The sequence below is a fragment of the Pseudomonas sp. AA-38 genome (assembly GCF_029457475.1).
Taxonomy (GTDB): Bacteria; Pseudomonadota; Gammaproteobacteria; order Pseudomonadales; family Pseudomonadaceae; genus Aquipseudomonas.
In genome coordinates this window covers 1,217,540-1,243,989 of the sequence record NZ_CP120359.1, presented here as the reverse complement: position 1 = coordinate 1,243,989, position 26,450 = coordinate 1,217,540, and the positions used below count along the sequence as shown (strand labels likewise).

The 26,450-nt window shown below is 65.1% G+C and carries 20 protein-coding genes; 8 read left to right on the top strand and 12 right to left on the bottom strand.

What is annotated here, in order from left to right; genetic code table 11:
- Positions 1-30 precede the first annotated feature (30 nt).
- Genes PVE35_RS05695 through PVE35_RS05685 form a run of 3 tightly spaced genes read right to left on the bottom strand, consistent with a single transcriptional unit; the run spans position 31 to position 5,775 of the window.
- The gene (locus PVE35_RS05695) at positions 31-1,467 is read right to left on the bottom strand and encodes an efflux transporter outer membrane subunit (protein WP_277374069.1); all 1,437 of its coding nucleotides are present in this window, start codon (positions 1,465-1,467) and stop codon (positions 31-33) included.
- Positions 1,467-4,604 (bottom strand): multidrug efflux RND transporter permease subunit, encoded by a 3,138-nt coding sequence (locus PVE35_RS05690; RefSeq protein WP_277374068.1) that lies wholly within the window; start codon positions 4,602-4,604, stop codon positions 1,467-1,469. The genes PVE35_RS05695 and PVE35_RS05690 overlap by 1 nt, the downstream gene beginning before the upstream one ends.
- 16 nt (positions 4,605-4,620) lie before the next feature.
- Positions 4,621-5,775 (bottom strand): efflux RND transporter periplasmic adaptor subunit, encoded by a 1,155-nt coding sequence (locus PVE35_RS05685; RefSeq protein ID WP_277374067.1) that lies wholly within the window; start codon positions 5,773-5,775, stop codon positions 4,621-4,623.
- A 160-nt stretch (positions 5,776-5,935) separates the two neighbouring features.
- On the opposite strand from PVE35_RS05685, the gene PVE35_RS05680 reads away from it, so the two are divergent.
- Together PVE35_RS05680 and PVE35_RS05675 are read left to right on the top strand one after the other, a co-directional pair.
- Positions 5,936-6,670, top strand: a complete 735-nt coding sequence (locus PVE35_RS05680; RefSeq protein WP_277374066.1) for a response regulator — start codon at positions 5,936-5,938, stop codon at positions 6,668-6,670.
- Complete coding sequence (locus PVE35_RS05675) at positions 6,667-7,731, top strand: ATP-binding protein (RefSeq protein ID WP_277374065.1); 1,065 nt, start codon at positions 6,667-6,669, stop codon at positions 7,729-7,731. The genes PVE35_RS05680 and PVE35_RS05675 overlap by 4 nt, the downstream gene beginning before the upstream one ends.
- A gap of 75 nt (positions 7,732-7,806) precedes the next feature.
- On the opposite strand, the gene PVE35_RS05670 is transcribed toward PVE35_RS05675, so the two are convergent.
- From PVE35_RS05670 to PVE35_RS05655, 4 genes are all read right to left on the bottom strand, one after another.
- The gene (locus tag PVE35_RS05670) at positions 7,807-9,087 is read right to left on the bottom strand and encodes a hypothetical protein (protein WP_277374855.1); all 1,281 of its coding nucleotides are present in this window, start codon (positions 9,085-9,087) and stop codon (positions 7,807-7,809) included.
- A gap of 130 nt (positions 9,088-9,217) precedes the next feature.
- Positions 9,218-10,519: an aminotransferase class III-fold pyridoxal phosphate-dependent enzyme gene (locus PVE35_RS05665; protein ID WP_277374854.1), complete on the bottom strand. Its 1,302-nt coding sequence runs from the start codon at positions 10,517-10,519 to the stop codon at positions 9,218-9,220.
- Positions 10,520-10,635: 116 nt separating this feature from the next.
- On the bottom strand, positions 10,636-12,060 hold the full coding sequence (locus tag PVE35_RS05660; protein WP_277374064.1) for an aldehyde dehydrogenase family protein: 1,425 nt from the start codon (positions 12,058-12,060) through the stop codon (positions 10,636-10,638).
- A gap of 83 nt (positions 12,061-12,143) precedes the next feature.
- Positions 12,144-13,595 (bottom strand): APC family permease, encoded by a 1,452-nt coding sequence (locus PVE35_RS05655; protein WP_268181922.1) that lies wholly within the window; start codon positions 13,593-13,595, stop codon positions 12,144-12,146.
- A 748-nt stretch (positions 13,596-14,343) separates the two neighbouring features.
- On the opposite strand from PVE35_RS05655, the gene PVE35_RS05650 reads away from it, so the two are divergent.
- The 4 genes from PVE35_RS05650 (at position 14,344) to PVE35_RS05635 (ending at position 20,064) form a co-directional block, all read left to right on the top strand.
- Positions 14,344-16,305 carry a methyl-accepting chemotaxis protein gene (locus PVE35_RS05650; RefSeq protein ID WP_277374063.1) on the top strand — a complete coding sequence of 654 codons (1,962 nt, stop codon included), beginning with the start codon at positions 14,344-14,346 and terminating at the stop codon, positions 16,303-16,305.
- Positions 16,306-16,463: 158 nt separating this feature from the next.
- A complete protein-coding gene (locus PVE35_RS05645) occupies positions 16,464-17,882 on the top strand; it encodes a di-heme oxidoredictase family protein (protein ID WP_277374853.1) in 1,419 nt (472 codons plus the stop codon).
- 10 nt (positions 17,883-17,892) lie between these two features.
- Complete coding sequence (locus PVE35_RS05640) at positions 17,893-18,957, top strand: imelysin family protein (protein ID WP_277374062.1); 1,065 nt, start codon at positions 17,893-17,895, stop codon at positions 18,955-18,957.
- Positions 18,958-18,960: 3 nt separating this feature from the next.
- Positions 18,961-20,064, top strand: coding sequence for a DUF1513 domain-containing protein (locus tag PVE35_RS05635; RefSeq protein WP_277374061.1), 1,104 nt, complete (start codon positions 18,961-18,963; stop codon positions 20,062-20,064).
- A 55-nt stretch (positions 20,065-20,119) separates the two neighbouring features.
- Here the strand turns inward: PVE35_RS05635 and PVE35_RS05630 are convergent, their stop codons facing one another.
- The 3 genes from PVE35_RS05630 to PVE35_RS05620 all read right to left on the bottom strand — a co-directional run bounded on the left by PVE35_RS05630 (position 20,120) and on the right by PVE35_RS05620 (position 23,638).
- On the bottom strand, positions 20,120-20,686 hold the full coding sequence (locus PVE35_RS05630) for a cytochrome b/b6 domain-containing protein (RefSeq protein WP_277374060.1): 567 nt from the start codon (positions 20,684-20,686) through the stop codon (positions 20,120-20,122).
- A 96-nt stretch (positions 20,687-20,782) separates the two neighbouring features.
- Positions 20,783-22,237 (bottom strand): aldehyde dehydrogenase family protein, encoded by a 1,455-nt coding sequence (locus PVE35_RS05625; RefSeq protein WP_277374059.1) that lies wholly within the window; start codon positions 22,235-22,237, stop codon positions 20,783-20,785.
- Positions 22,238-22,264: 27 nt separating this feature from the next.
- Complete coding sequence (locus PVE35_RS05620; RefSeq protein WP_277374058.1) at positions 22,265-23,638, bottom strand: aspartate aminotransferase family protein; 1,374 nt, start codon at positions 23,636-23,638, stop codon at positions 22,265-22,267.
- 200 nt (positions 23,639-23,838) lie between these two features.
- On the opposite strand from PVE35_RS05620, the gene PVE35_RS05615 reads away from it, so the two are divergent.
- Positions 23,839-24,807, top strand: coding sequence for a helix-turn-helix domain-containing protein (locus tag PVE35_RS05615; protein ID WP_268181911.1), 969 nt, complete (start codon positions 23,839-23,841; stop codon positions 24,805-24,807).
- A gap of 155 nt (positions 24,808-24,962) precedes the next feature.
- Positions 24,963-25,685: an alpha/beta hydrolase gene (locus PVE35_RS05610; protein ID WP_277374057.1), complete on the top strand. Its 723-nt coding sequence runs from the start codon at positions 24,963-24,965 to the stop codon at positions 25,683-25,685.
- A gap of 9 nt (positions 25,686-25,694) precedes the next feature.
- Here PVE35_RS05610 and PVE35_RS05605 read toward each other — a convergent pair whose 3' ends face one another.
- Positions 25,695-26,216 (bottom strand): GNAT family N-acetyltransferase, encoded by a 522-nt coding sequence (locus tag PVE35_RS05605; RefSeq protein WP_268181908.1) that lies wholly within the window; start codon positions 26,214-26,216, stop codon positions 25,695-25,697.
- 2 nt (positions 26,217-26,218) lie between these two features.
- Positions 26,219-26,428: a DUF6434 domain-containing protein gene (locus tag PVE35_RS05600; RefSeq protein WP_268184211.1), complete on the bottom strand. Its 210-nt coding sequence runs from the start codon at positions 26,426-26,428 to the stop codon at positions 26,219-26,221.
- Between the last annotated feature and the right edge of the window lie 22 nt (positions 26,429-26,450).

Genomic DNA, 26,450 nt, shown 5'->3' with positions numbered 1-26,450 from the left:
GGAGAGGCTCTCGGGCAAGGTGGATGGACTCTACTGAGCGCTCGCGACAGCGGCAATCTCCGCCACATCGCGCTCATGCAGGCCACCACCGAGCGACTTGTACAACGCCACCCGGTTGGCGATTTCCGCGCGGCGCAGCTCCAGCAGCGCCTGCCGTGCGGCCTGCAACTGGCGCTGGGCGTCCAGCAGTTCCAGGCGCCCTTCGACGCCCGCGCGGTAGCGCAGGTCGGACAGCGCCAGGCGCCGCTCGGCAGCGCCCACCGCGCGCAGTTGCGCCTCGATCTGGCGATCGAAGGTGGCGGTGCCGGCCAGGGCATCGGCCACCTCGCGAAAGGCAGTCTGGATGGCGCGCTCGTACTGGGCCACGGCCTCGGACTTGCGCACCTTGGCCAGGCGCAGTTCGGCGCGCAGGCGCCCACCCTGGAACAGCGGCTGGGAAATCTGCGGGGCAAAGCGCCAGACCTGGCGGCTCGGGTCGAACAGCCCACCGAGCGAGGTGCTGGCGTAACCGAAGGAGGCGGTCAGGGAAATCTGCGGAAAGAACGCCGCCCGTGCCGCACCGATATCGGCATTGGCGGCCACCAGCACCTGCTCGGCCTGGCGCAAGTCCGGCCGGTTCAGCAGCAGATCGGCTGGCAACCCCGCCGGTAGTGGCGCAATCACCGATTGCCGCTCCAGTGGCAAGCCGACGGGCAGATCGCCCGGCAGCTCGCTGCCCACCAGCAACTGCAGGGCGTTGTCCGCCTGCGCCAGGGCGCGTCGGCGCGCTTCCAGGTCGGCTTCGGCCAGGGCCACCTGCCCTTCGGCCTGGGCCACGTCCAGGCTGCTGTTCTGCTCGGCCTGCTTGAGCAGGCGGGCAAGTGTCAGGGACTGTTGCCAGTCGGCCAGGGTGCGTTCGGTCAGTTGCAGTTGCTCGTCGGCCAGGCGCTGGGCGAAGTAGGCCTCGGCCACTGCGCCGACCAGAGTGATCTGCGCCGCATCGCGGCCCTGCTCGCTGGCCAGGTAGCGCGCCAGCGCCGCATCGGACAGCGAGCGTACACGGCCGAACAGATCCAGCTCGAAAGCGCTGGTGCCGACGTTCACCGCGACCTGGCGATTCACCTCGCGGCGCGATTCGCCGGCATTGCCCTGCGCCAGGGCCCGTTCGCGGGTGTGGCTGGCATCGAGTGACACCGACGGCAGGCGTGCGGCCTGCTGGATATTGAACATCGCTCGCGTCGCTTCCACGTTCAGCGCAGCCAGACGCAGATCGCGGTTATTGGCCAGCGCCAGGTCGATCAGCCGCTGCAGGCGCGGGTCACCGAACATGGCGCGCCAGCCCAGGGCACTGGCCGGCTCTGCCGAAGCCGGTGCGGCAGCAGCCATGGGGAAGCTCGCCGGCACCGGTGCGGCCGGGCGCTCCAGGGTTGGCGTCAGCGAGCAGGCGCACAGGCAGACGAGCAGCGGCAGGGTCAGTAACGGGCGCATCAGGGGTTCTCCTGGCTCAGCGCGGCGCGGCCACGCTGCGCACGCCAGGCGCTCATACGCTCCTGGGTGCCGATGACGAAGACGAAGAAGGCCGGCACGAAGAACACCGCCAGCAGGGTGCCGCTGAGCATGCCGCCGAACACCCCGGTGCCGATGGCATGCTGGGTTTCGGCACTGGCGCCGGAGGCCAGCATCAGCGGCACCACGCCGAGGGTGAAGGCCAGCGAGGTCATCAGGATCGGGCGCAGGCGCAGGTGTGCGGCGGTCACGGCGGCGTCGATCAGCGTGCGTCCCTCGGCATGCAACTGGCGGGCGAACTCGACGATGAGGATGGCGTTCTTCGCCGACAGGCCGATGATGGTGATCATCCCCACCTTGAAGAACACGTCGTTGGGCATGCCGCGCAGCATCACCGCGGCCACCGCACCGAGCAGGCCCAGCGGCACCACCAGCATCACCGACAGCGGGATCGACCAGCTCTCGTAGAGCGCCGCCAGCACCAGGAACACCACCAGCGCCGAAAGCAGCATCAGCAGTGGCGCCTGCGCCGCCGACTGGCGCTCCTGCAGCGACTGCCCGGTCCAGGCCACGGCGAAGCCCTGCGGCAACTGCGCCACCAGGCGCTCCATCTCGGCCATGGCCGCACCGCTGGACACGCCAGCCGCCGCGCCCCCGGCGATACGCACGGCGGGAAAGCCCTGGAAGCGCATCATCTGCTGCGGCGACTCGCTCCATACCGGCGTCACCACCTCGCGCAGCGCCACCATGCCGCCACTGGCATTGCGCACGCGCAGGCCGAGCACGTCGTCCAGTTGCATGCGCGCTGGGGCGTCGGCCTGCAGGATGACCTGCTGCATGCGCCCGGCATTGGGGAAATCGTTGACGTACAGCGAGCCCATGGCCGCCGACAGCGTGCTGCTCACGGCAGCGAAGGACAGGCCCATGGCCTCGGCCTTCTGCCGGTCGATCTCCAGGCGGATGCTCTCGCCGGGCGGCAGGCCATCGGGGTAGACATCGTTGACCACCGTGCTCTGCGCTGCCAGTTCCAGCAGGCGCGCCTGCGCCGCCAGCAGCGCGGCCTCGCCCCGATTGGCGCGATCCTGCAGGAACAGGGTGAAGCCGGAGGACGTGCCCAGTTCGTCGATGGCCGGCGGCATCAGGCTCATCACCGTGCCTTCGACATTGCCCGCCATGGCCTGCTGCGCCAGCGCCGCCTCTTCGGCAGCCGTGGCGCCCTTGCGCTGATCCCAGTCCTTGAGCATGGTGAAGGCCATGGCGGCGTTGGGGCCGGAGCCGGCGAAGCTGAAGCCCAGCACCACCATGTTGGCATCCAGCCCTGGCCGCGTGGCGACGTGCGCCTCGTAGGCCTTGACCACGTCCAGCGTGCGTTCGCTGGTGGCGCCGGTGGGCAACTGGATGGAGGTCATGAAGTAACCCTGATCCTCCTCGGGCAGAAAGGACGACGGCAGTTGCGCGGCAGCGATGGCCAGTACCACGCAGAGCACGGCGAAGGCCACCATCATCCGCCCGCTGCGCCCGACCAGGCGCGCTACCTGCGCGCCGTAGCTCGCCGTGAGGCGCTCGAAGGCGCGGTTGAAGGCGCCGAAGAAGCCGCGTTTATCCTGATGGTCAGCCCCCACCGGGCGCAGCAACGTGGCGCACAGCGCTGGCGTCAGGCTCAGGGCGAGGAAGGCCGAGAACAGGATCGACACCGCCATCGACAGGGTGAACTGCTGGTAGATCACCCCCACCGAACCGCTGCCGAAGGCCATGGGTATGAACACGGCGGTGAGCACCAGGGTGATGCCGATGATCGCGCCGGTGATTTCCCGCATGGCCTGCCGGGTCGCCTCCTTCGGCGACAGCCCCTGGGTGGCCATCAGCCGCTCGACGTTCTCCACCACCACGATGGCGTCGTCGACGATGATGCCGATGGCCAGCACCATGCCGAACATGGTCAGCGAGTTGATCGAGAAACCGGCCAGCAGCATCACCGCGAAGGTGCCGAGCAGCGCGATGGGCGCGACGATGGCGGGGATCAGCGTGTAACGCAGGTTCTGCAGAAACAGGAACATCACCAGGAACACCAGCGCCATGGCCTCGAACAGGGTGTAGATCACCTTCTCGATGGACACCTTGACGAAAGGCGCGGTGTCGAACGGCACCGAGTAGGCCATGCCCACCGGCATGCTCGGCGCCAGCTCGGCCAGACGCTCGCGCACGGCTGAGGCAGTGCGCACGGCATTGGCCCCGGGCGACAGTTGAATGGCCGCGCTGGTCGCTGACACGCCGTTCTCGCGGTTGGAAAAACCATAGGACTGCGCCCCCAGCTCGATGCGCGCCACATCGCCGAGTACCACCCTGGCGCCATCGGTGCCGGCGCGCAGCACGATGGCGGCGAACTGCTCCGGCGTGCTCAATTGCCCTTGCACGGTCAGTGGCACGGTCAGGCGCTGGCCCGGCAACGCCGGCTCGTCACCGACCCGGCCGGGGGCTATCTGCGTGTTCTGCTGCTCGATGGCCTGGGCCAGCTCGTTCATGGTCAGGCCGTAGGCGGTGAGCTTGTTGGGGTCGACCCAGACGCGCATAGCCTGCTCGGCGCCAAACAGTTGCACGCGCCCGACGCCGTCGATGCGGCGCAGCTCCTGCACGATGTTGCGCGCCAGGTAATCGTTCAGCGCCACTTCATCGAACTGGCCGTTGGGCGAGGTCATGCCGACCATCATCAGAAAGCCCGAGGCGGCGGACTCCACCTGCAGACCGTTCTGCCGCACGGCCTGGGGCAGGCGCGGCTCCACCGCCTTGATGCGGTTCTGCACGTCCACCTGGGCCAGCTCGGCGTCGGTACCCGGCTTGAAGGTGGCAGTGATCTGCGCGGTACCCGAGGTGTCCACCGAGGACTCGAAGTACAGCAGGTTCTTCACCCCCGACAACTCACGCTCGACCAGGCTCACCACCGAGTCGTTGAGCGTCTGCGGAGTGGCCCCCGGATAGGTGGCATAGAGGGTTACCGAGGGCGGCGCCACCGAGGGGTAGCGGGCGATGGGCAATTGCGGGATGGCGATTAGGCCGACCAGCACGATGAACAGGGCGATGACCCAGGCGAATACCGGGCGGTTGATGAAGAACTGCGGCATGACGATCTCTCCGAACTCAGCGCGCGACGGCGCTGAGGCGTTCGCCGTTGGCGGCGGGCTGCCAAGGGCGCGTGGCGACCTGGGCATCGGGACTCAGGCGTTCGATGCCCTCGACCACCACCTGCTGTCCGGCACTGAGCCCGGACACCACGCGGTAATGGCGCTCGACCAGCTCACCGAGCTCGACGGGCACCGGCCGTGCCTGGCCCCGGGCATCGACCACCCACACGCTGGCCTGGCCTGCCGTGCGGGTCACTGCCTGCTGCGGCACGCTCAGTGCAGCCGAGTAATGCGCACGGGGAATCCGCGCCTGCACGTAGAGGCCGGGCAGCAGGCGGCGCTGCGGGTTGTCCACCAGCACACGCAGCAGCACGTCGCCGGTGCCGGCATCCACCTCGATGCCGGAGAACAGGATGCGCCCGCGCAGGCCCAGTGGCTTGCCGTCGCTGCCTAGGATGTCGACGCTCAGTTCCGGTGTCGCCGAGCCGGCCTGCTGACGCAGCGCGTCCAGCACCGAGGCGGACTGGCGCACGTCGACGTACACCTGGTCGATCTGCTGGATGCGCGCCATGGGCGTGGTATCGGTGGGCGACACCAGCGCGCCTTCGCTGACCAGCGCCTGGTCGATGCGCCCGGCAATCGGCGCCTCGACGCTGGCGAACTGCAGATCCAGCCTGCGCCGCGCCAGCGTCGCACGAGCCTGGGCCACATCGGCGGCGGCCTGCTCGCGCTGCGCCACGGCGTCGTCATACACCTGGCGGCTGACCGCCTCGGCCTGCACCAGCGGGGCCAGGCGCTCGGCCTGAACGCGCGCCCGCGCCAGGGTCGCATCGGCGCGCTGCAAGGCGGCAGCGGCACTGTCGACCTCGGCCTTGAACGGCGCCGGGTTGATCTGGAAGAGCACGGCACCGGCCTCGATCTCGGCGCCCTGCTCGAACAGGCGGCGCTGCACGATGCCGCCGATCTGCGCGCGAATCTCGGCGCTGCGCACGGCGGCCACACGCGCTGGCAGATCCTCGCTGACCGCCAGTTCGTGCGCCTCGAGCGTCAGCACCGAAACCTGCAGCGGCGCGGCTGCTTCGCGTTGCTCGGGCTGCGCGTCGCACCCAGCCAGTGCCAATACGGCAAGCCCTGCGAGCACGATGCCCAGATGCCGCTGTTTACTGCCCATGACCCACTCCTCACTGAACACTGGGCTCCGATGACCTGATACCGGCCGGAGCTGATCGAGGCAGCAGTCTGACGCGCGGCTGTTGCGAATGATTCGAGGCTTTGTGGAGAAAGCATGGAGGGCGCGATAACATTCGCAGCCACCGTCTGCGAGCCTGCCCATGTCCGATCCCCACGCGCGCGCGCACCACGCCTCCCCCGCCCCGGCACTGGTGCTGATCGCCGAGGACGAAGCCGAGATCGCCGACATTCTCATCGCCTACCTGCAGCGCAGCGGCCTGCGCACCCAGCACGCCAGCGACGGCCAGCAGGCCCTGGCCCTGCACCAGGCGCTCAAGCCGGATCTGCTACTGCTCGACGTGCAGATGCCGGTCGTCGACGGCTGGAAGGTGCTCAGCGAAATCCGCTCCCGTGGCGACACCCCGGTGATCATGCTCACCGCGCTGGATCAGGACATCGACAAGCTGATGGGGCTGCGCCTGGGCGCAGACGACTATGTGGTCAAGCCCTTCAACCCGGCCGAGGTGGTGGCGCGGGTGCAGGCGGTGCTACGGCGCACGCGAGCCAGCGCACCTGCAGCCACCCAGGTGTTGCGCGTCGGTGCATTCCAGGTCGACCTGGACAGCCACGAGGCCAGCGTGCTGCGTGATGGCCAGCCGCACACAGTGGAACTGACCCTGACCGAGTTCAAGCTGCTGGCCTGCCTGATGCGCGCGCCGAAACGGGCATTCAGCCGCGCCGAATTGCTGGAGAGCTGCCTGCCCGAAGGCGACACCCAGGAGCGCACCGTGGACAGCCACGTCAGCAAGCTGCGCAAGAAGCTCGAAGCCCTCGACATCCAGGGCGTCCCCGCCAGTGTCTGGGGCGTGGGCTATCGCTTCGGCGCCGAGCCATGAAGCCGACCCCGGGCCTGCGCCGGCAGTTCATCCAGTCCCTGGCGGTGATGGCGCTGGGCATCATCTTCATCGCGGTGTTCGGCTCTTACGTGTTCTACGCCATCGCCGTGGCCTACCTGCCGGGCAGCATCTCGGAAACCTGGTTGCCTTCGCGGGTGGAGATGATCTGGATCGGCTGCACCATCATCGCCGCCCTGGGCATGGCGGTGTTCGTTGCCGTGCGGCTGTCGCGACGGCTGATCTCCCCCCTCAATTCGGTGGCGCACAGCCTGCGCGAAGTGGCCCAGGGCAGGCTCGATGCGCGCGCACCGCTGGACGACCAGGCCATGGGCGAGACGGCGCAACTGGTGCGCGACTTCAACGCCATGGCCGAGCGCCTGCAGAGCATGACCCGCGAACGCGAATTCTGGAACGCCGCCATCGCCCATGAGCTGCGCACCCCGGTGACCATTCTGCGCGGCCGCCTGCAGGGCCTGGCCGAAGGCGTGTTCAGCCCCAGCAGCGAGCTGTTCGAGGGTCTGCTGCGCCAGGTGGAGGGCCTCAACCACCTGATCGAAGACCTGCGCGTGCTCAGCCTCAACGACAGCGGCCACCTGGAAGTGCAACGGAGCCGCGTGCCCCTGGCCGATGAACTGGGCAGCGTGCTGCAGGCCTTCGCCACGCCGTTGGCGGAAAAAGGCTTTCACCTGCAGCAGGAGCTGGACGCCGGGCTGCTGGTGGAGTGCGATGCCATGCGTATCCGTCAGGCGCTGATGGCGCTGCTGGAAAATGCCCTGCGCCATGCCGACCCAGGCACGCTGCGGGTACGCCTTGAGCAGGTCGACGGCAACTACCGGCTGAGCGTAGAGGACGACGGCCCCGGCATCGACAGTGCCCTGGCCGCCGACATCTTCGAGGCCTTTCGCCGTGGCGACCCTTCGCGCTCACGCAAGAGCGGCGGCAGCGGCCTGGGCCTGGCGGTGGTCAAGGCCATCGCCGAAGCCCATGGCGGACGGGCGTTCTGGCAACCGTCCGCGAACGGCGGTAGCTGCTTCGTGGTGAGCTGGCCGGTGCAGCAATAAAAACAGCCACCTGAAGGCGGCTGTAGGACAGGCGACCGGCACGTACGGCCCGGTCGCACCAGGAAGGTCTCCACCTCAGAACGGCACGATCACCATTAGCTGACTGTAAACGTTGGTGCCATTACCGCCGACCTGATTACCGCCGTTGTCGGCACTCTTCTTAGGCTGATACAAGCCCACCAGCGGGCTGATGATCAGGTGATCGCTGACCGCCCACTCGGCGTACAGATCCAGCTCGCGGGCATCCAGGTTGAGCGTGTCGCGGTCATGCAGGGTGCTGTAGTCGAAGTACAGTGCCCCCAAGGTGACGCCCTCCATCGGTGACGCCTTCAGGGCGACATGATGAATGCCGGTATTGCTGTTGAAAGGGCCGGCGTAGTTGCCCGCCACCTCACCCTGAACCCAGGTGCCATAGCCGCTGCTGAGGCCAGTAAACAGCGAGTCCCAGCCGCCCGAATAACGGGTGTAGCGATAGGTCAGGTTCGGCGACCAGGGCGCGTCGGCGAAGGTGTAGCCCGCTTCGGCGTACCAGGCCTTCTCCACCCCGGTATCGACATCCTGCCAGGCATACTCGAAGGCGAAATTGGCATTCTCGATGCCGGCACTGCCTTCGCCACGGATGCTGTAAACGTTCAGGTTGTCGCGCTCGCTCTGGATCGGCGTGGCCCAGCGCTGGTTGACGTCCAGGCCATGCACCCAGGTCAGCCCCAGGGTACCGGCGTAGCTGGTGTAATCCAGGGTGCCAGCGGCCAGTTCGGTTTCGGCCTGGGCACGGTTGTCGGATTTGAGCCAGACCAGCGAGCCATGCACGCCGTCCTCGCCCCCCAGGCGCAGCACGGCGGTGCGGTCGAAGGCGTGACGCGCGGCGATGTAGTAGGCGCCGCCGCGATTGAGGGCACCGTCCGCCGGGCCCTTGCCCAGGTTCGGGCCATCGTCGTTGATCAAAAAGCCACGGCCCAGCTTGACCACCTGGCGCCCAGCGGAGAAGTCCACGCCATCCTTGCCCAGCACGGGGAACAGATCCCCCGAGCGCCACCCCAGGTAGGCATCTTCGATCTTGCTGGTGCGCTCGGTGCCGAGGGTGTTGCCAGCCGGGTCGCCATCGCCCCAGGTGCCGGAACTGACCAGATTGAAGGCGCCATACAGGCTGCCGGCACTACCCAGCCCTTGCTGGCCACTGAGGCCGTATTTGATGAAACCCTCACGCCAGGTGGAACCACCCGTGGTGCCATCGTAGTTCTTGCGGCTGTTCATCATGCCGAACACGGCGAGCAGGTCGGCATTCAACTGGGTGTCGTCATCAGCATACAGCTCGTAGGCATGGCTCTGTCCGGCCAGGGTAGCGGTGATCGCCATGGCCAGAGCGAACGTGCCGTTGTTACGCAGGTTCATCTTCATTGCAGCTCCTCGGTGCTGTGGCAGTCGTTCTTATTGGTTTTGCGAGACTGTGATGAATGCCCGCGCCCGTGGGCGCGGGGCGGCAGGTTCAATGCTTGCTCAGGGCGTTGCTCAGCGCCTCGACAATCAGATCGGCTTCACCGCAAGTGAGGGTAAGGGGCGGCGAAATGACGATCTTGTTGCCGATCGGGCGTACCAGCACACCTTGTGCGCGCGCCGTTTCCGCGATGCGCAGGGCCTGCCCCGTGGCCGGATCGAGCGGTTGGCGGGTGCTTTTGTCAGCGACCAGGTCGAGGGCGATCATCAGGCCCTTGCCGCGCACTTCGCCGACCACCTCGAAACGCTCGCTCAACGGCTTCAGGCCCTCGATCAGGTGTGCCCCGACCTTGGCCGCGTTACCCGGCAGGTCTTCCTTCTCGACGATGTCCAGCACCGCCAGGGAAGCCGCACAGGCAGTCGGGTGACCGCTGTAGGTGTAGCCGTGCATGATCACGTTGGCGAAGCCGGGGGCGTTCTCGATGGCATCGGCGATGCGCTGGTTGAACACCGTGGCGCCCAGCGGGATGTAGCCGGCGGAGATACCCTTGGCCAGACACAGGATGTCCGGCGCCACGCCCCAGCCACGGCTGCCGAGCATGCAGCCACTGCGGCCGAAACCGGTGACCACCTCATCGGCGATCAACAGGATGTCGTGACGGTCGCAGACTTCGCGCAGGCGCGGCCAGTAGGCGGACGGCGGCACGATCACGCCGCCAGCGCCCTGCACCGGCTCGGCGATGAAGGCGGCGATGGTGCCGGCGCCAAGGAAGGCGATCTGATCTTCCAACTGGCGAATGCAGTGCTCGACCAGTTGCTCGGCATCGTCGCAATCCCAAGGGTTGCGGTACAGCCAGGGGGTGTCGAGCAAGTGGCAACCGGCGAGCAGTTGCCCATGGTTGTAGTGGTAGACGCCGTTGCCGCCGACCGAGGTGCCGCCGACATGCACGCCGTGGTAGCCGTTGCGCAGCGAGAGGAAGCGAGTGCGGCCTGGCTGGCCGGAGGCAATCCAGTACTGGCGCGCCATCTTCAGCGCGGTTTCCACGGCATCGGAGCCGCCGGAGTTGAACAGCACACGGGCCATTTTTTCCTGGGCGAACATTGAGGTCAGGCGCTCGGCCAGGTCGAACACGCGCGGGTGGGCGATGCCGTCGAAGGTCTGGTAGTAGGCCAGTTCGTCGAGCTGTGCGGCGATGGCGGCTTTCACTTCCGCGCGGTTGTGGCCGACGTTGACGTTCCACAGGCCGCCGACGCCATCGAGCAGGCGATTGCCGTCGATGTCGGTGATGTAGTTGCCGTCACCACGGGCGATGATCAGGGTCTTGGCCCGGTTGGCCGGCGCCGAAGCGCTCATCGGGTGCCAGAATTTCTTTTCCGCTGTCTTGTATTTCGCGTACGGGGTTTCGCCCGGCGTGGCTTGCGGGGTTTGGCTCTGCTTGAACATGGCATTGGTCGACATGGTGGTGCTCCTCACTGCTGAACCGCGGACTTGCGGGTGAACAACAGTTGCTGAGTGGTGAATTCCAGCAGCCCTTCCTGGCCGAACTCGACGCCGAAACCAGACATCTTGCAGCCGCCGAACGGGGTGTTGGGTTGAATCTGGGCATGGCAATTGACCCAGGCCACGCCGCTTTCCAGGCGCGCCGCAACGGCCTGCGCGGCAGCCGTATCCGGCCCCCATACCGAGCCGCCGAGCCCCATGCTGCTGGCGTTGGCGCGGCGCAGTGCGTCCTCCACATCGCGGTAGGCGATCAGCGGCAGTACCGGGCCGAACTGTTCCTCGTCCACCAGGCGCTGGCCGTCGCTGACGCTGGTGACGATGGTGGGCGGGTAGAAGTAGCCGGCACGCGGCAATTGCGCCCCACCGCACAACACCTGGCCACCCTGGGCGCGAGCGTCATCCACCAGCTCGGCGACCAATGCCAATTGCTCGGAGTTCTGCACCGGGCCGAAGGTGACGCCCTCCTCCAGGCCAGCGCCGACCACCTGGCGCCTGGCGATGACGGCCAGCGCTTCGGCGAAGGCCTGGTACTGCGATTCGTGCACGTACAGGCGCTTGAGCGCGGCGCAGGTCTGGCCCATGTTGAGGAAGGCGGCCTGGAAGATGTCTTCGGCCACGGCATCCACCGACGTACCAGGCAGAACGATGGCAGCGTCGTTGCCGCCCAGTTCCAGGGTCAGGCGCTTGAGGTTGCCAGCCGCTGCCTGCATCACGCGCTGGCCGGTTTCGGTGGAGCCGGTGAAGACGATCTTGTGGATGCCTGGATGGCTGGCGATGGCGCTGCCAAAACCGCGCTCGCCAGTGACGATGTTGATGACCCCGGCCGGGACGTGACGGGCGATGATTTCCACCAGGCGCAAGGTGCTCAGCGGGGTCAGGCTGGACGGCTTGCTGATCACGCAGTTGCCCGCGCGCAGCGCCGGCATGATGTGCCAGATGGCGATCATGAACGGCCAGTTCCACGGGGTGATCGAGGCCACCACGCCCAGCGGTTTGCGGTGCAGCTCGACGCGCTGGGTCGGGGTCTCCTCGACCAGTTCCACCGGCAGCTCCTGGGAGGCGGCGTAGCGCGTCCAGGCGACTCCGCCCATGACTTCGGAGAAAGCCAGCGCCAGCGGCTTGCCCTGTTCCAGGACGATCAGCCTGGCCAGCTCGTCGGCTTCACGCTCGATGTCGTTGGCGATCAGTTGCAGGCGTTCGCAACGTTCTCCACACGAGCTTCGACCCCATCTCGTGAACGCGCGCTGAGCGGCCGCCACGGCCAGCTCCAGTTGCGCCACGCTGCTGGCTGGGCACAGGGCGAAGGCTTTGCCAGTGGCAGGATTGATCACCTCGAAGGGGTCGCCCTGGCCGGCAACCCGGGCACCGTCGATAAGCAGTTGATAGTCGTTCATGTAAAACATCCCCCAGGCCGCCGAGCAGGGTTCTCGCGCGGCGCTTGGTGTCGTGACTGAGTGAATGAAGTGCGGCAGTCCACTCAGAGCTTGTGGCTGCCCAGCACGCGGAAGCGTTCGGGCGAAATGCGCCGCAAACGCGCCGCGAGCATGACGCCCACCATCAGCGAGAGCGGAATCAGCAGGCACAAGCCGTAGGAGATCAGTTGGCTCGAGCCGGTCAGCACCTCGAAGTGCACCACCGCCAGCACCAGCACGAAGAGCAGCGCGATACCGGAGAACGCTGGCAGGATGAAGCGGCGCACGAGGCCCAGACCCAACTCCGGATGCTTGTGGAAGTAGGCCAGCACCGCTACCGACGTCAGCGCCATCAGCAGGATCAGCGACAACGCGGCCAGGCTGGAGAACCAGGCGAACAGTTGCAGGATCGGATCGGCTCCGGCAGCGGCGAAGACCAGTACCACCACGGCGGAGATCAGGGTTTGCACCGACGAACCGACGTGCGGGCTTTGGTGGATGCGGTGGGTGGTGCCCAGCAGGCCATGCAGCAGGCCATCGCGGCCGGTGGCATAGAAGTAGCGCGCCGCTGAGTTGTGGAAGGCCAGCAGGCCAGCGTAGATGCTGATCAGGAACAGCACGCGGATCACCTGGGTCAGCTCGGCACCGACGAAATGATCGGACAGCCCATAGATAAAGGTGGTCGGATCTTCCAGCGATTGCAGCAGCGGCACGATCTTGTCGGAACCCACGCCGATCACCATGGCCCAGATCGACAGGCCGTAGAAGCAGCCGATCAGCAGCACCGACGCATAGGTGGCGAAGGGAATCGCGCGCTGCGGATCCTTCGCTTCCTCGCCATAGATGGTGGTGGCCTCGAAGCCGATGAAGGCGGCGAAGCAGAACAGCAGGCCGATCGACGGATTGCCACTGAATACGTGCTCGGGCTTGAAGGAATCGAGGTTGATACCGTGGTCGCCGCCACTGCGCAGGATGGCAACATCCAGGAAGAGGATCGCCAGATATTCGGCAATGACGATGAACGACAGCACACGGGCAGAAAGATCGATGTTGCGATACCCGAGAATGGCCACGCTGACCATCGCCAGCAGCGCATAGACCCACCATGGCAGGTCGATGGCGAACACGCTGGCCATGGTGCCAGCGGCTACGCCACCGAACATGCCGTACAGACCGATCTGTAGGATGTTGTAGGCGAACATCGCCAGCACACCTGCCGCGCCGCCAGCCAGCCCACCGAGGCCACGCGCCGAGAAGGCGTAGAAGCCACCGGCGTTGGTGACATGGCGCGCCATGGTGGTGTAGCCGACCGAGAAGGCCAGCAGCACCAGCAGGGTCAGCCCCAGCAGTACCGGCGTGCCGGCACCGTTGCCGAGCATGATACCGATGGGGAAGCCCCCTGCCAGCACACTCAGCGGGCTGGCCGCCGACACCACGAAGAAGATGATGAAACCGACGCTGAGGGCGCCACGCCGCAGCTCGTTAGAGCTGACAGCCGGACTCATGGGTACGCTCATTCTCTTGACCTTATTGTATGAGGCAGTCGTTGGTGGGGCGCAGAGCGGCGCAGGGCCTCTCATGCCAACCAGCGAAATAGTTGTTGTAGTCACGCTAGCGACTTCGATCCTAGGCCCATCCCCAACCAGGCGTTAGCCCAAATCGGCAGCATCGACAGCCATGCGCCGAGATGAGGCAGCGCCCCCGGGACGAGGCGATCCACGCCTTCGCTCGAAAGAACCGACAGATCCCCCGGCCCCTGCAACGGCTGGCGCTGCGGGCACCACGCCTGGGCAATCTGGGTGACTGGCTATGAGCTAGAACGGCCAAGGTTCTGGGCAATGCTCGCGCCACTCAGTTGCGTGCCCCCTTACCGAGCAAAGCGGCAGAGTTGCAGGTGCTGCTCGTGCAATCACCGCTGCAGGTGCTCACCCCGGAGCAAAGGCGTAAGAGCTACCTGCTGGAAAGTCGGCGACCTGCAAAAGCTGGCCGTCGATGAGGCCAGGGCCGCTACGAATCTGACCCGATAGCCCGACTATGGCCAGTGCCGGCCTAGTCCGTACCAGAGTGCCATTTGTCGCAAAAGGCCCGCCCACATTGCTGGCAGCAAGCCCACTGCTATCCTGATCCTAGTCATCACATCACTGTCACATCCGCTTCAGAATTCAATCGCAACGACAAGAGGCACCCACCCTGAGTTATATCCCAACCGGGAATGTCGCCAACCAATTTGGAATTGGCAGACGACCGACAGTACAAGGAAGCATCATGAACGTCCTAACTGCTCTTCTGCTCGACCTGAGTGTGCGCAAGAAATTACTCGGCGGCTTCGGTCTGATTCTGTTCATCACGCTTGCCATCGTCTGGATTGGCAGTTCCAGCCTCAATACCACGCTCGAACGCATCGACAGCCTGCAGGGAGTCAGCGCAATCAATACCAACCTGCTGATGGCCCGCCTGCAGGAAAAGAATTACCTGCTACGACAGGACGACAAGGCGCTGCAGGATGCCCTGTCGATCTCGCAGCAGCTCCACACCCAGGCCGCCGAAAAAGAGGCGGAACTCAACCGTCCGGAAAACAAGGCGCTGATGCGCCAGATTCAGGAAGACGCCGACAGCTACCGCAACGAGCTGGTGCAACTCCAGGAAGCCGGCAAGCTCAGCAACGATGCCCTGCATGCCATGGAAAACTCGGCCCGCGCGGCACTCAAGATGTTCACCGAGCTGGAAACCACCCTACGCCAGCAGGCCGTGGTGGAGATTCAGGGCACTGGCGACCAGAATGGTATTGCCATGCTCGATCGCGCCAACCTGGCCAGCACCCTGGCCCGGGAGCTGCTAGAAGCCCGTCGCCGGGAAAAGGACTTCCTGCTGCGCAAGGATGCTCAGTACGCCCAGCTACTCGAAGCGCACTTCAGCGAGATCGAAGAGAAAGGCCAGCAATTGCTTGGCGAACTCGACGACGGCAGTGCCCGCAGCGAAGTGCAGAATGCGCTCGAACAAATGGCCAGCTACCGTGACCACTTCGCTCAACTGCAGAGCAATCTGAGCCAACTGCAGCAGAGCGAGCAGGACATGACCGAGCGGGCGCGCGAAGTCGCCGCAGCCTCGCAGCAGTCGCTGCAGATGCAGCGCGACCTGATGCAAAGCGACTCCAGCATGGCCAGGCGCAACCTGCTGCTGGCTGCGGTGGTCGCGTTCATCCTCGGCGTCGCCTGCGCACTGTTCATCACCCAGGCCATCGTCGGCCCGCTGCAGCGCGTGGTTGGTATCGCCCGCCAGGTAGCCAGTGGCGACCTGACCGCAGACATCCAGAGTGACCGTCGCGACGAACTGGGGCAACTGATGCAGGCCATGCAGGCCATGACCCTCAGCCTGCGTGACCTGATCGGCAAGCTCGGCTCCGGCATCGCCCAGCTCGCCACGGCGGCCGAGGAACTCTCGACCGTCACCGGGCAGACCAGTGCCGGCGTCACTCAGCAACGCATGGAAACCGACCAGGTTGCCACGGCCATGCACGAGATGGCCGCCACGGTACAGGACGTTGCGCGCAACGCCGAAAATGCAGCCAGCTCGGCCACCGACGCCGAAGAGCAGACCCGCCAGGGCAGCACCATCGTGCAGCAGGCCGTCAGCCGTATCGAACAGCTAGCGCGCACCGTGGAAGCCTCTGCCGAAGCCATCGCCCGTCTCAAGGGCGACAGCGCCAACATCGGCACCGTGCTCGACGTGATCAAGAGCATCGCTGAACAGACCAACCTGCTCGCCCTCAACGCCGCCATCGAAGCGGCCCGTGCCGGTGAGGCAGGCCGTGGTTTCGCCGTGGTCGCCGACGAAGTCCGCGCCCTGGCACGGCGCACCCAGGAATCCACCCAGCAGATCGAGCAACTGGTGGTCACCTTGCAAAGCGGTGCCGAGAACGCCGTGGGCGTGATGGCGCAAAGCCGTGGCATGGCCGGGGAAACCGTGGAAGCGGCACGCCAGGCCGGCACCGCACTGACCCGTATCGACGAGGCGGTGTCACGCATCCAGCAGATGAATCAGCAGATCGCCACCGCCTCCGAGCAGCAGAGTTCGGTGGCCGAGGAGATCAACCGCAGCGTTTCCAGCATCCGCGACATCGCCGAGCAATCGGCCGCCGCCAGCGAGGAAACCTCCGCTGCCAGCGTCGACCTGGCACGCCTGGGCAGCGACCTGCAGCAACAGGTCGCGCGCTTTCGCATCAACTGACTCGCCAAAGCGGCCGCGCGACCTGACAACGCGCGGCCCTGGCGGCCTCACCGCGACAACATGGTGTCCCTGGCGCGACCTTTTGCCCTGGCGGTTAACGCAAATTGATCTTATTTAAATGAAGTTAGCCTGCTAATCTTGACGCCCCGCCCGTCCGGATCGCGTTACCGATGTCGCCTTTGCTCCGTCTCTTCCCTCTGCTGGTGCTGCTGAGCGCCTGTGACCAACAACCCCGCTTCACCACCGCAGAGCCTGGCGAGGCACTCTCGGCGGGTGCCGCCACGGTACGCAAGTTCGATCACAACGCCTTTTCCCAGCCCTCGGCCAACCTGGCGCCGAGCCGCCGTCTGGATTTTTCGGTGGGCAACAGTTTCTTCCGCAACCCCTGGGTACCGGCCCCCGCTTCCACCACCGCGCGCGATGGCCTCGGCCCGCTGTTCAACACCAACGCCTGCCAGAACTGCCATATCAAGGACGGTCGGGGTCATCCCCCGGAAGCCGATGCGAGCAGCGCGGCATCGATGCTGGTGCGCCTGTCGATTCCGGCCACGGCAGAAGATGGCGAACGGCGGCTGCACCAGGGCGTAGTGCCCGAACCGACCTATGGCAGCCAACTGCAGGATATGGCCAACCCGGGCATAGCTCCCGAAGGCAAGGTGCGCCTGAGCTACAGCAGCGTACCGGTGCGCTTCGCCGATGGCACCGAGGTGCAACTGCGCAAACCGCAGTTGCAGATCAGCCTGCTCGGTTATGGCCCCATGCACCCAGACACCCGTTTTTCTGCCCGCGTCGCCCCACCGATGATCGGCCTGGGCTTGCTCGAGGCCATTCCCGAGTCCGACATCCTGGCCAATGCCGACCCGGACGACGCCAATGGCGACGGTATTTCCGGTCGTGCCAATCAGGTCTGGGATCGCGCCCTGCAGCGCACCGTGCTCGGCCGCTTCGGCTGGAAGGCCGGCCAGCCCAGCCTCAACCAGCAGAACGCCGAGGCCTTCGCCAATGACATGGGCCTGACCACCACCTTGATTGCCCATGACAACTGCACCCAGGCCCAGACCGACTGCCTGGCGGCGGTCAACGGCGGCGTGCCCGAGGTCAGCGACAACATCCTTGCCAGCGTGCTGTTCTACAGCCGCAATCTGGGTGTGCCGGCGCGCCGCGATGTCGATGCTCCAAAAGTGCTCGAGGGCAAGGGCCTGTTCCATCAGGCCGGCTGCCAAGGCTGCCATACGCCGAGCTTCACCACCGCCGCCGATGCCGCCGAACCCGAGCTGGCCAACCAGCTGATCCGCCCCTACAGCGACCTGCTGCTGCACGACATGGGCGAAGGCCTGGCCGATGGTCGCGAGGAGTTTCTCGCCACTGGCCGCGAGTGGCGCACGCCACCGCTGTGGGGCATCGGCCTGACCCAGGCGGTCAACGGCCATACCCAGTTCCTGCATGACGGTCGCGCGCGCAACCTGCTGGAGGCCATACTCTGGCACGGCGGTGAGGCCGAAGCGGCCAAGCAGCGCGTGCTGCAATTCGATGCCAACGAGCGAGCCGCCCTGCTCGCCTTCCTCAATTCCCTCTAAGGAGCCCGAGATGTTGCACAAGAGCCTGATCGCCTCCCTGCTTGGCCTGGCCCTGGTCGGCTGCGGCCAGCAGGATCAGACCGCCAAGGTCACCGGCGCCCTCGCCGACGGCGTGCTGCTGCCGGCTTATACCAGTTGGCAGGAGGCCGATCGGCAACTGGCCGAACGCAGCGCGGCCTTCTGCGCCGGCACGGCGGATCTGCCCGCCACGCGCCAGGCCTTCCTCGGTGCCATGAGCGCCTGGTCGGCGCTACAACCCCTGATGATCGGCCCCATGGCCGAAGGCAACCGCGCCTGGCAGGTGCAGTTCTGGCCGGACAAGAAGAACCTGGTGCAGCGCCAGGTGGAAGCCCTGCTCAAGAGCAAGCCGCAACTGAACCAGGCCGACCTCGCCAGCGCCAGCGTCGTGGTACAAGGCCTGACGGCTGCGGAATACGTGCTGTTCGACAACGGCATCGACCTCAGCCAGGACGCACAGAAAGCTCGCTACTGCCCACTGTTGCAAGGCATCGGGCAACACCAGCAGGCCCTGGCCGCGGATATCGTCGCGCAATGGCAAGCCGACAAGAATGGCATGGCCGCCCAGCTCAAGACCTTCCCCAATGACCGCTATGCCGATGCCAAGGAAGCCGTGGCCGAACTGCTGCGCGTGCAAGTCAGCGGCATCGACGGCCTGAAGAAGAAACTCGGCGCACCGCTCGGCCGCCAGAGCAAGGGCATTCCCCAGCCCTACCAGGCCGAGGCCTGGCGCAGTGGCGCCAGCCTGGCCAATATCGCCTCGGCCCTGGCCAGCGCCGAACTGCTCTGGCACGGCAGCAACAAGGACGGTCTGCAAGCGCTGCTGAGCAGCGACCAGGCGGAACTGGCCCAGCGTATCGATGCCGCCTACCTCGACACCCGCCAGCGCCTGGCCGCCCTCGACCTGCCGCTGAGCGAACTGCTCGCCAACGAAGAGGGCCGCAGCCAGTTGAACGAACTGTACGACAGCCTCAACCGCCTGCATCGCCTGCAGGAAAGCGACCTGGCCAAAGCCCTCGGCGTACAGATCGGCTTCAACGCCCACGACGGGGACTGACGGATGCAACGCAGAACCTTCCTCGGCCTCGCCGCCCTGCTCGGCGTCGGCAGCACCGCCGGTGCCTTCGCTGGCTGGACGCTGTTCGACAATGCTGGTCAGCCGCTGCTGCTCTCGGCCCGCGACGACGCCGATGGCCGCCACTATGCCGTGGGCTATCGGCTCGACGGCAAGCGCGCCTTCGCCACCGCCGTGAACGAGCGCTGCCACGACGTGGTGCCGCACCCCAGCCTGCCGCTGGCGCTGTTCGTCGGTCGCCGTCCGAGCACCGAAAGCTACCTGATCGACACCCGCGACGGCCGCCTGCTGCAAACGCTGCACTCGCCGCAGGGCCGCCATTTCAACGGCCATGCGGTGTTCCACGGCAGCGGCGAGTGGCTGTACACCACCGAGAACGACACCACCGAGCCTGGCCGTGGCGTACTCGGCACCTATGCCCTCAAGGATCAACGTCTGGAACGCACCGGCGAATACTCCACCCACGGCGTTGGCCCGCACCAGTTGCTGTGGATGCCCGACGGCGAAACCCTGGTGGTGGCCAATGGCGGCATCCGCACCGAGGCCGAGAGCCGCGTGGAGATGAACCTCGACGCCATGCAGGCCAGCCTGGTGCTGATGAAGCGCGACGGCAGCCTGCTCAGCCAGGAGCGCCTGGCCGACCAACAGAACAGCATCCGCCACCTCGCCGTGGCCCGTGACGGCACCGTGGTCAGCGGCCAACAGTACATGGGCGACATGCACGATGCCGTGCCGCTGCTGGCGATCAAACGCCCCGGCCAACCCTACCAGCCCTTCCCCCTCGGCGAAGCACAGCGCGTGGCCATGAACCAGTACACCGCCAGCGTCGCCATCCACGACGAGCTGCGCCTGCTGGCGATGACCGCACCGCGCGGCAACCGCTTCTTCGTCTGGGATCTGGACAGTACCGAAGTGCGCCTCGACGTGCCCCTGGCGGACTGCGCCGGCGTCGGCGCCGTGCGTGACGGCTTCGTCGTCACCTCCGGTCAGGGCCGCTGCCGCCTGTACGACTGCCGCAGCGAACGCATCACCACCAGCGCCCTGCAACTGCCTGCCGGCCTGTGGGACAACCACCTGCGCCTGGCCTGAAACGCAGGAGCCAGCCATTGACGGGCAATGCGCCGACGCATTGCCACTGGCCGTGTCACTTCAGCATGCGGCGCATGACGTCGTTACGCGGATCCTTGTCGAACAACCGATGCTTCATGGTGCCCAGCAGATGCAGCACGATCAGGCCAAGCAGGGTGTAGGCCAGAACCTTGTGCAACCACTGGAAGACCACGAACCACTCATCGTTCTTGGGTAGCAACTCGGGTAGATCCACACCAAAGAAGTACACGCCGTCGCTCATGGTAAAGGTGCTCGACATCGAATACCCCATCAGCGGCACCACGACCAACAGCACGTACATGCTTCGCTGCACCAGTTGCGCGAGGAAGCGCTCGTGTGTGGCGAGGGTTTTCGGAGGTTTCGGCAATACCGGCGTTTTCACCCGTATGACGATCTGCAGCACTACCAGAATGAAAGCCAGTACACCGAAGGATTTGTGCCAGGGGTAATAGAGCACGAACTTGCTCTCTACCTCGTCACTCATCCCAGTCATGTGCCAACCCGCCCAGAGCAGGCCAATGATCAATACTGCGCGCACCCAGTGCAGGAGCAACAGTGTTCTCGGATAGTGGTCGACGGGTTCTTTCTCTATCGCACTCATCGCAGCCCCTTTTCATTGATCAGCAAGGCGTTGGAAATACCGGCGTACCGGCCACCCCTGGCATCGAGGGATGGCGTGGCAGCACGGTGTTTGGGCTTAACTGGGCAGTAATACGGTGACTACTTTCTCTTCGGTGTAGGCAAGCGCCCCACCGAAGCCACCTTCGCGACCGATGCCGCTGGTCTTCACGCCGCCCCAGGGCAGATTGGCGTCCAGCGGGCTCCAGCAGTTGACGCCTACCGCACCAGTCTTCAGCGCTGCGGCTACACGGTGAGCCCGTGTCAGGTTGCTGGTCCATACCGTGGCCGCCAGGCCATAGGTGGAGTCGTTGGCCATTGCAATGGCTTCTTCTTCCGTATCGAAGGTGATCACAGTGCCGACGGGGCCGAATATCTCCTCCCGGGCAATGGTCATGTCATTGCGGGCATTGGCGAAAATGGTCGGACGGACGAAGAAGCCGCGCTCAGGCTTCGATACACCGCCGGCCAACAGCGTCGCGCCCTGCTCGATGCCGAGCTGGATGTAGCGATTGACCCGCTCGAACTGGGCCTTCTTGGCCACCGGCCCCATCTGGTTGTCGGGCTGACGCGGGTCACCAACCTTGACCGAATTGGCCGCTTCGGCCAGCGCCGCTGCGAAACGCTCGGCGATGCTGCGTTGCACCAGAATCCTCGAGCCTGCTGCGCAGACCTGGCCCTGGTTAGCGAACAGGCCGAGCGAGCAGCCAAACAGCGCATCCTCGAACGCAGCATCGTCGAAGACGATCTGCGGGCTCTTGCCCCCCAGCTCCAGCGCCACACGCTTGAACAGCACACCTGCAGTGCGCTGGATCTCACGGCCGGCCTCCGGGCTGCCGGTGAAACTGATCTTGGCCACGTTCGGGTGCTCGCACAGGGCACGGCCCACCTCGGCGCCATAACCCGTAACCACATTGATCACGCCATCGGGGAAGCCCGCCTCCTGAGCCAACTTCGCCAGATGCAGAGCCGATTGTGGCGTTTCTTCCGAAGGTTTGATCACCACCGTGCAACCAGCCGCCAGCAGCGCAGCGAGCTTCCATACGGTGATCATCAACGGCGAGTTCCAGGGCACGATAGCCCCGACCACGCCGACTGGTTCACGCACAGTGTAAGACAGGGTCTTGGTGCCGAAATACCCTCCGCTTGGAATGGTGCGCCCCTCTAGCTGGTTGGCCCACCCCGAGGCGGCCCGCAAATGGGCGATGGCATTGGGCAAGTCCATCCGCCGTGGCTCCATGGGCGAACGGCCGATGGCCTGGGCGTCCATATCGGCCAGCAGCTCGCTGTCACGCTCGACCAGATCGGCCAGCCTGGTCAGCAAGCGAGCCCGCTGGGCACCATCGAGCAGACTCCAGGCGCCCTCTTCTAGCTGCGCATGCGCCGCCGCCACCGCGCGATCGACGTCTTCACGCGTGCCGCGTGCCGAACTGCCATAAAGCTGTTCGGTCACCGGGTCGACGAGATCGATATGGCGGCCGTCCGAGGCCTCGACGGCCGCGCCGGCGATGAAGTGTTTCAAGTGCTGAGTCATGGGCATATCCCTGAGTTGCGCAATGGGTTACTTGAGCGAGGCCAGGGCATCGCCAAAGATGTCCAGCCCCCTGAAGAACAGCGCCCGCGAGATGGTCAGCGACGGCATGAGGCGCATGACGTTGCTGTAGCGGCCGCAGGGGATCATCAGCACACCGTGGTTCATCAGGTAGCCCATCAACTGGCCGATCTTGTCGCGTTCCAGCGGCGTCTTGCTGGCCTGATCCTCGACCAATTCGATGCCGATCATCAGGCCACGGCCGCGCACCTCACCCACCCAAGGGCTGTTGAACCCACGGATACGCGCCTGCGCTTCCAACCCCAGAGCGTGAGCGCGGTTGAGCAGATCGAGCTCCGGATCCTGCAGGATGGCGATGTTGGTCAGCGCCACGGTGGCGGACAGCGAGTTGGCGGCGAAGGTGTTGGGCACGGAGCCATCGGGAATGGCCGCAGCCAGATCCGAGCGCATCATCAGCCCCGCCATGGGCAGATCGCTGCCGATGCCCTTGCCGAAGGTGAGCATGTCCGGCTTCACGCCCGAGTGCTCGACGGCCCACATCTTGCCGGTACGCCCGGCGCCCGCCTGCACCTCGTCGACGATCAGCAGCGCGCCGCTGCGGTCGCAGGCCTTGCGCAGCAATTGCAGGAACTCGGGCGATGGCGGCACATACCCCCCCTCCCCCTGCACCGGTTCGACGATCACCGCCGCCACGTCGTCAGCGCCGGTATAGGGCGTATTGAGCAGGTAGTCCACGTATTCGCCGGCAATCTGCTCGGCACTCTTGTGGGTGGTGTCGAACGGAAAGCGATAGGCATAAGGGTAGGGTGCGTGAATCACGCCGCCCATCTGTGCTCCGTAGCCTTTGCGGTAGGCATTGCCGGTGGTCAGTGCACCCGAGGCATGCCACACACCGTGGTAGCCGCCGTGGAAGGCAACGATCTGATGCCGGCCGGTGATGCGCTTGGCGAACTTGATCGCCGCCTCCAGTGCATCGCTGCCGCCCTGGGTGAAAAAAGTGATGCAATCACCACGCAAGCCCTCGGGGGCGATCTCGGACATCTTGGCCGCCAGCTCGGTACGCCGGGTGCTGTTGATTTCCAGAGCGTGCATGAGCACTTCGGACTGTTCGCGAATCGCCTGTACCACTTTCGGGTGGCAGCGCCCGACGCTGCTGACGCCAACCCCGGCCGACAGGTCGATATAGGTATTGCCGTCTGGATCCTTGAAGGTCGCACCGAAGGCACGATCCATGGCGATGGGCATACGGCCGCCGCCGCGCGCCATGGATTCGGTGCGCGCCGACAGGGCCAGCGCCTCACTGGTTTTCGGGCCGGGCAATGTGCTGGTGACGATTTGCGGAGCATCCGCAAAGTGCAGGGATTCGAGTTTGGCTTCGCTCATGATGGCCTCTGGCAGATGTGATTCAGGGTGAATCGATCATCTCCCCAGCGCCTCGGCAGTCGGTATCCCAAATCGGCACTTGAGTGGTTCCACTCAGCACGAGTGTCGTTTACAAACAGTGGGCAGAATCGTCGGCATGTGCGAGCATCGGCTGCGATAACGGCCTGAAAACAACAAAATGGGTGGAGACCTTACCGTCCATGAAAAGTCAGAACATCAGTCATTTCAGTGACATACATGTTCACGCCGCCACCGTGCAGCAGTGGTGTCAGGACTACAGCCAGCTCACCGCCGGCTCGAGCGAAAGCTCGCTGATGCAACTGACCACCGAGCGCTGCCACGTCTTCCTCGAGCAGATCAACCAGCGCGTCGTGCAGAACGGCGTGGCGCCCCGCAGCAAGATGTGCTTCGCCCTGCCGATCAACGTGCCGGGCTCCATTCGCATGCAAGGCCGAGATGTGGATGACCGCAGTCTGTTCTTTCTCCATGGCGGCGAAGAGTTCATGTTCCATATGCCCACGGGCATGCAGTTGCTGTCGGTCACCTTCGAGCGCGAGATGTTCGAGCAGGCCCTGTCGCAAATCCCTTCGGCGAAGGAAATCGGCGCCCTGCTGCGTCAGCCCGTGATCCGAGTATCCAAACAGCGCTTCACCGATACTCGCCGCCGGCTGTTGTCGATGTTCGCCCAGGCACTGAGCAGTGAAGCGCTACCCGACACCTGGGAAAGAACCCGCGAACTGGCATTGGAGCAGGCGATGCTCGATGAACTGCTGCAATTGATGATCGATCCAGCCTGTGACAAGCAGCAGCGTGCACCCAGCTCAACGCGCAGCTTCATCGTCGAGAAGTGCCACCGCCTGGTGGCGGCGGAAACGACCCAAAGCCCCAGCGTGAACGACCTGTGCGAACGCTTGCATGTCAGCCGGCGCACCTTGCAGAACAGCTTCAACGCGGTTGCCGAGACCACCCCATTGAACTACCTGCGCTCGGTGCGGCTCAACGGCGTGCGCCGGGCGCTGATATCCACCCAGGCAACACAACTGTCGATAGGCGATGCCGCAGCACAATGGGGCTTCAGCCACCTCAGTCATTTCGCCGCCGAATACTTTGAACTGTTCGGCGAGCTCCCCTCACAGACCGCACGCGCGGCCATTCCCGCCACGCCATAACCTGAGCTGGCTCGGGGCCTCCTGCATCTTCGGCTGCATGGATGCACAACGCACTCGCTGGAGAGCCAGGGATGCAAGTCAGGGAATACGGAGATTCAACCGGCAAAACGGTTGTCTATTTCCATGGTGCGCCGGGCTCCCCCAATGAAGCACGCATGCTCGACGCCCCGGCAAAGCAGCACGGCTTGCGCGTGCTCTGCCTCAACAGGTTCGCCATCGACCAGCGCCTCCAGGGCGAGGCTTACTACCGGCATCTCGCCCAATCCATCAACGCTGCCACTTCGAGCGCCCCGCTCGACTTCATTGGTTTTTCCGTGGGCACCCATGTCGCCCTGGAAACCAGCCGCCATCTGCCTGGCCAGGTGAACGCCCTACACCTCGTCTCGGCTGTGGCGCCGCTCGATCGAGGTGATTTTTTGCCAGCCATGGCAGGCAAAGCCGTATTCAAACTGGCCCGAGACCATGCTGGCCTCTTCCGTCTGCTCAGCCGCTTTCAGTCCATTCTTGCCAGACACTCACCTGGCCTTCTGCACCGCATGCTATTTGCCAGCGCCCAGGGCGTGGACGCCGAGCTGGCGCAACAGCCCGAGTTCAAGGCGAGCATGCAACGCATTCTGGCCGAGTGTTTTGCCGAGGGGATTGGCGGCTATGCGCGGGATATCGAGCAGTTTCTGGGGCCATGGTCGGTGGGCATATTTGACGAAGCGACTCCTGTTCATCTCTGGCATGGCAGCGCAGATAACTGGTCACCACCCGGCATGAGCCGCTACCTGGCGCGCGTGATGACCGACAAGGTGCAGGCTCACTGGATGGAAGGCTTGTCCCATTACTCCTGCCTGCAGAAGGCGGCACCCGAGATATGCCGGTTATTGTCATAGTCAGGATGGCTAACTCGAGATGCCCCGAAGCGGCCTGGCCATATAGCGCACCCAGCCAATGCGGCCTTCCTCCTTCTTGCCGAGATCAACGAAACCCGCCTTGGCGTAAGCATTACGCGCCAACCGATTTTCTTCATCCACGGACAGGATAAGTTCGGTTGCCCCAGGCCAATGCTCAGCCAACCAGCCAGGCACAGCCCGCAAAGCGGCAGACCCCAACCCCTTGCCTTGCTGGAGGGTATCGATGCGCATGGCGCTGACAACGACAGCAGTCACCCCTGCCCACGCCGGTGCGCTGGCCCCACGTTTAAGCAGTAGAAAGCCAACCACACTGCCCGCTTCAATAATCGCCAGGCCGGCAATCTCATCAGCCTGATCCGCCTGGCACACCTGAACCGAATGCTCCACCGTGCCGGCAAACTCGATCTGCTGCGCCGTAACGCTCAGAGTCAGGACCGCAGCCTGCTGAGATGGAGAAAGCGATTGCCAGCGCTGAAGTGACACCTCGCGGGATTGCACCAGAGCCTCCATGTTCAGTCTCGATTGCGCAGCCGCCACTGCGCTGCCACTTCACCCATGGTCTTAGGCCTTCCATCCTTGATCCAGGCCATGAACGCACGATCGAACTTGAAACCAGGGCCACAAGCCGCCGTCAGGAATCGACGCACGTTCTGGGTATTCCGATAGCCTTCGGTCACCGGGGTTTCGGCGCTGATCGGGCCGCTGTGCCAGTCAAAATCCACCATCACTCACTCCTTGATATTT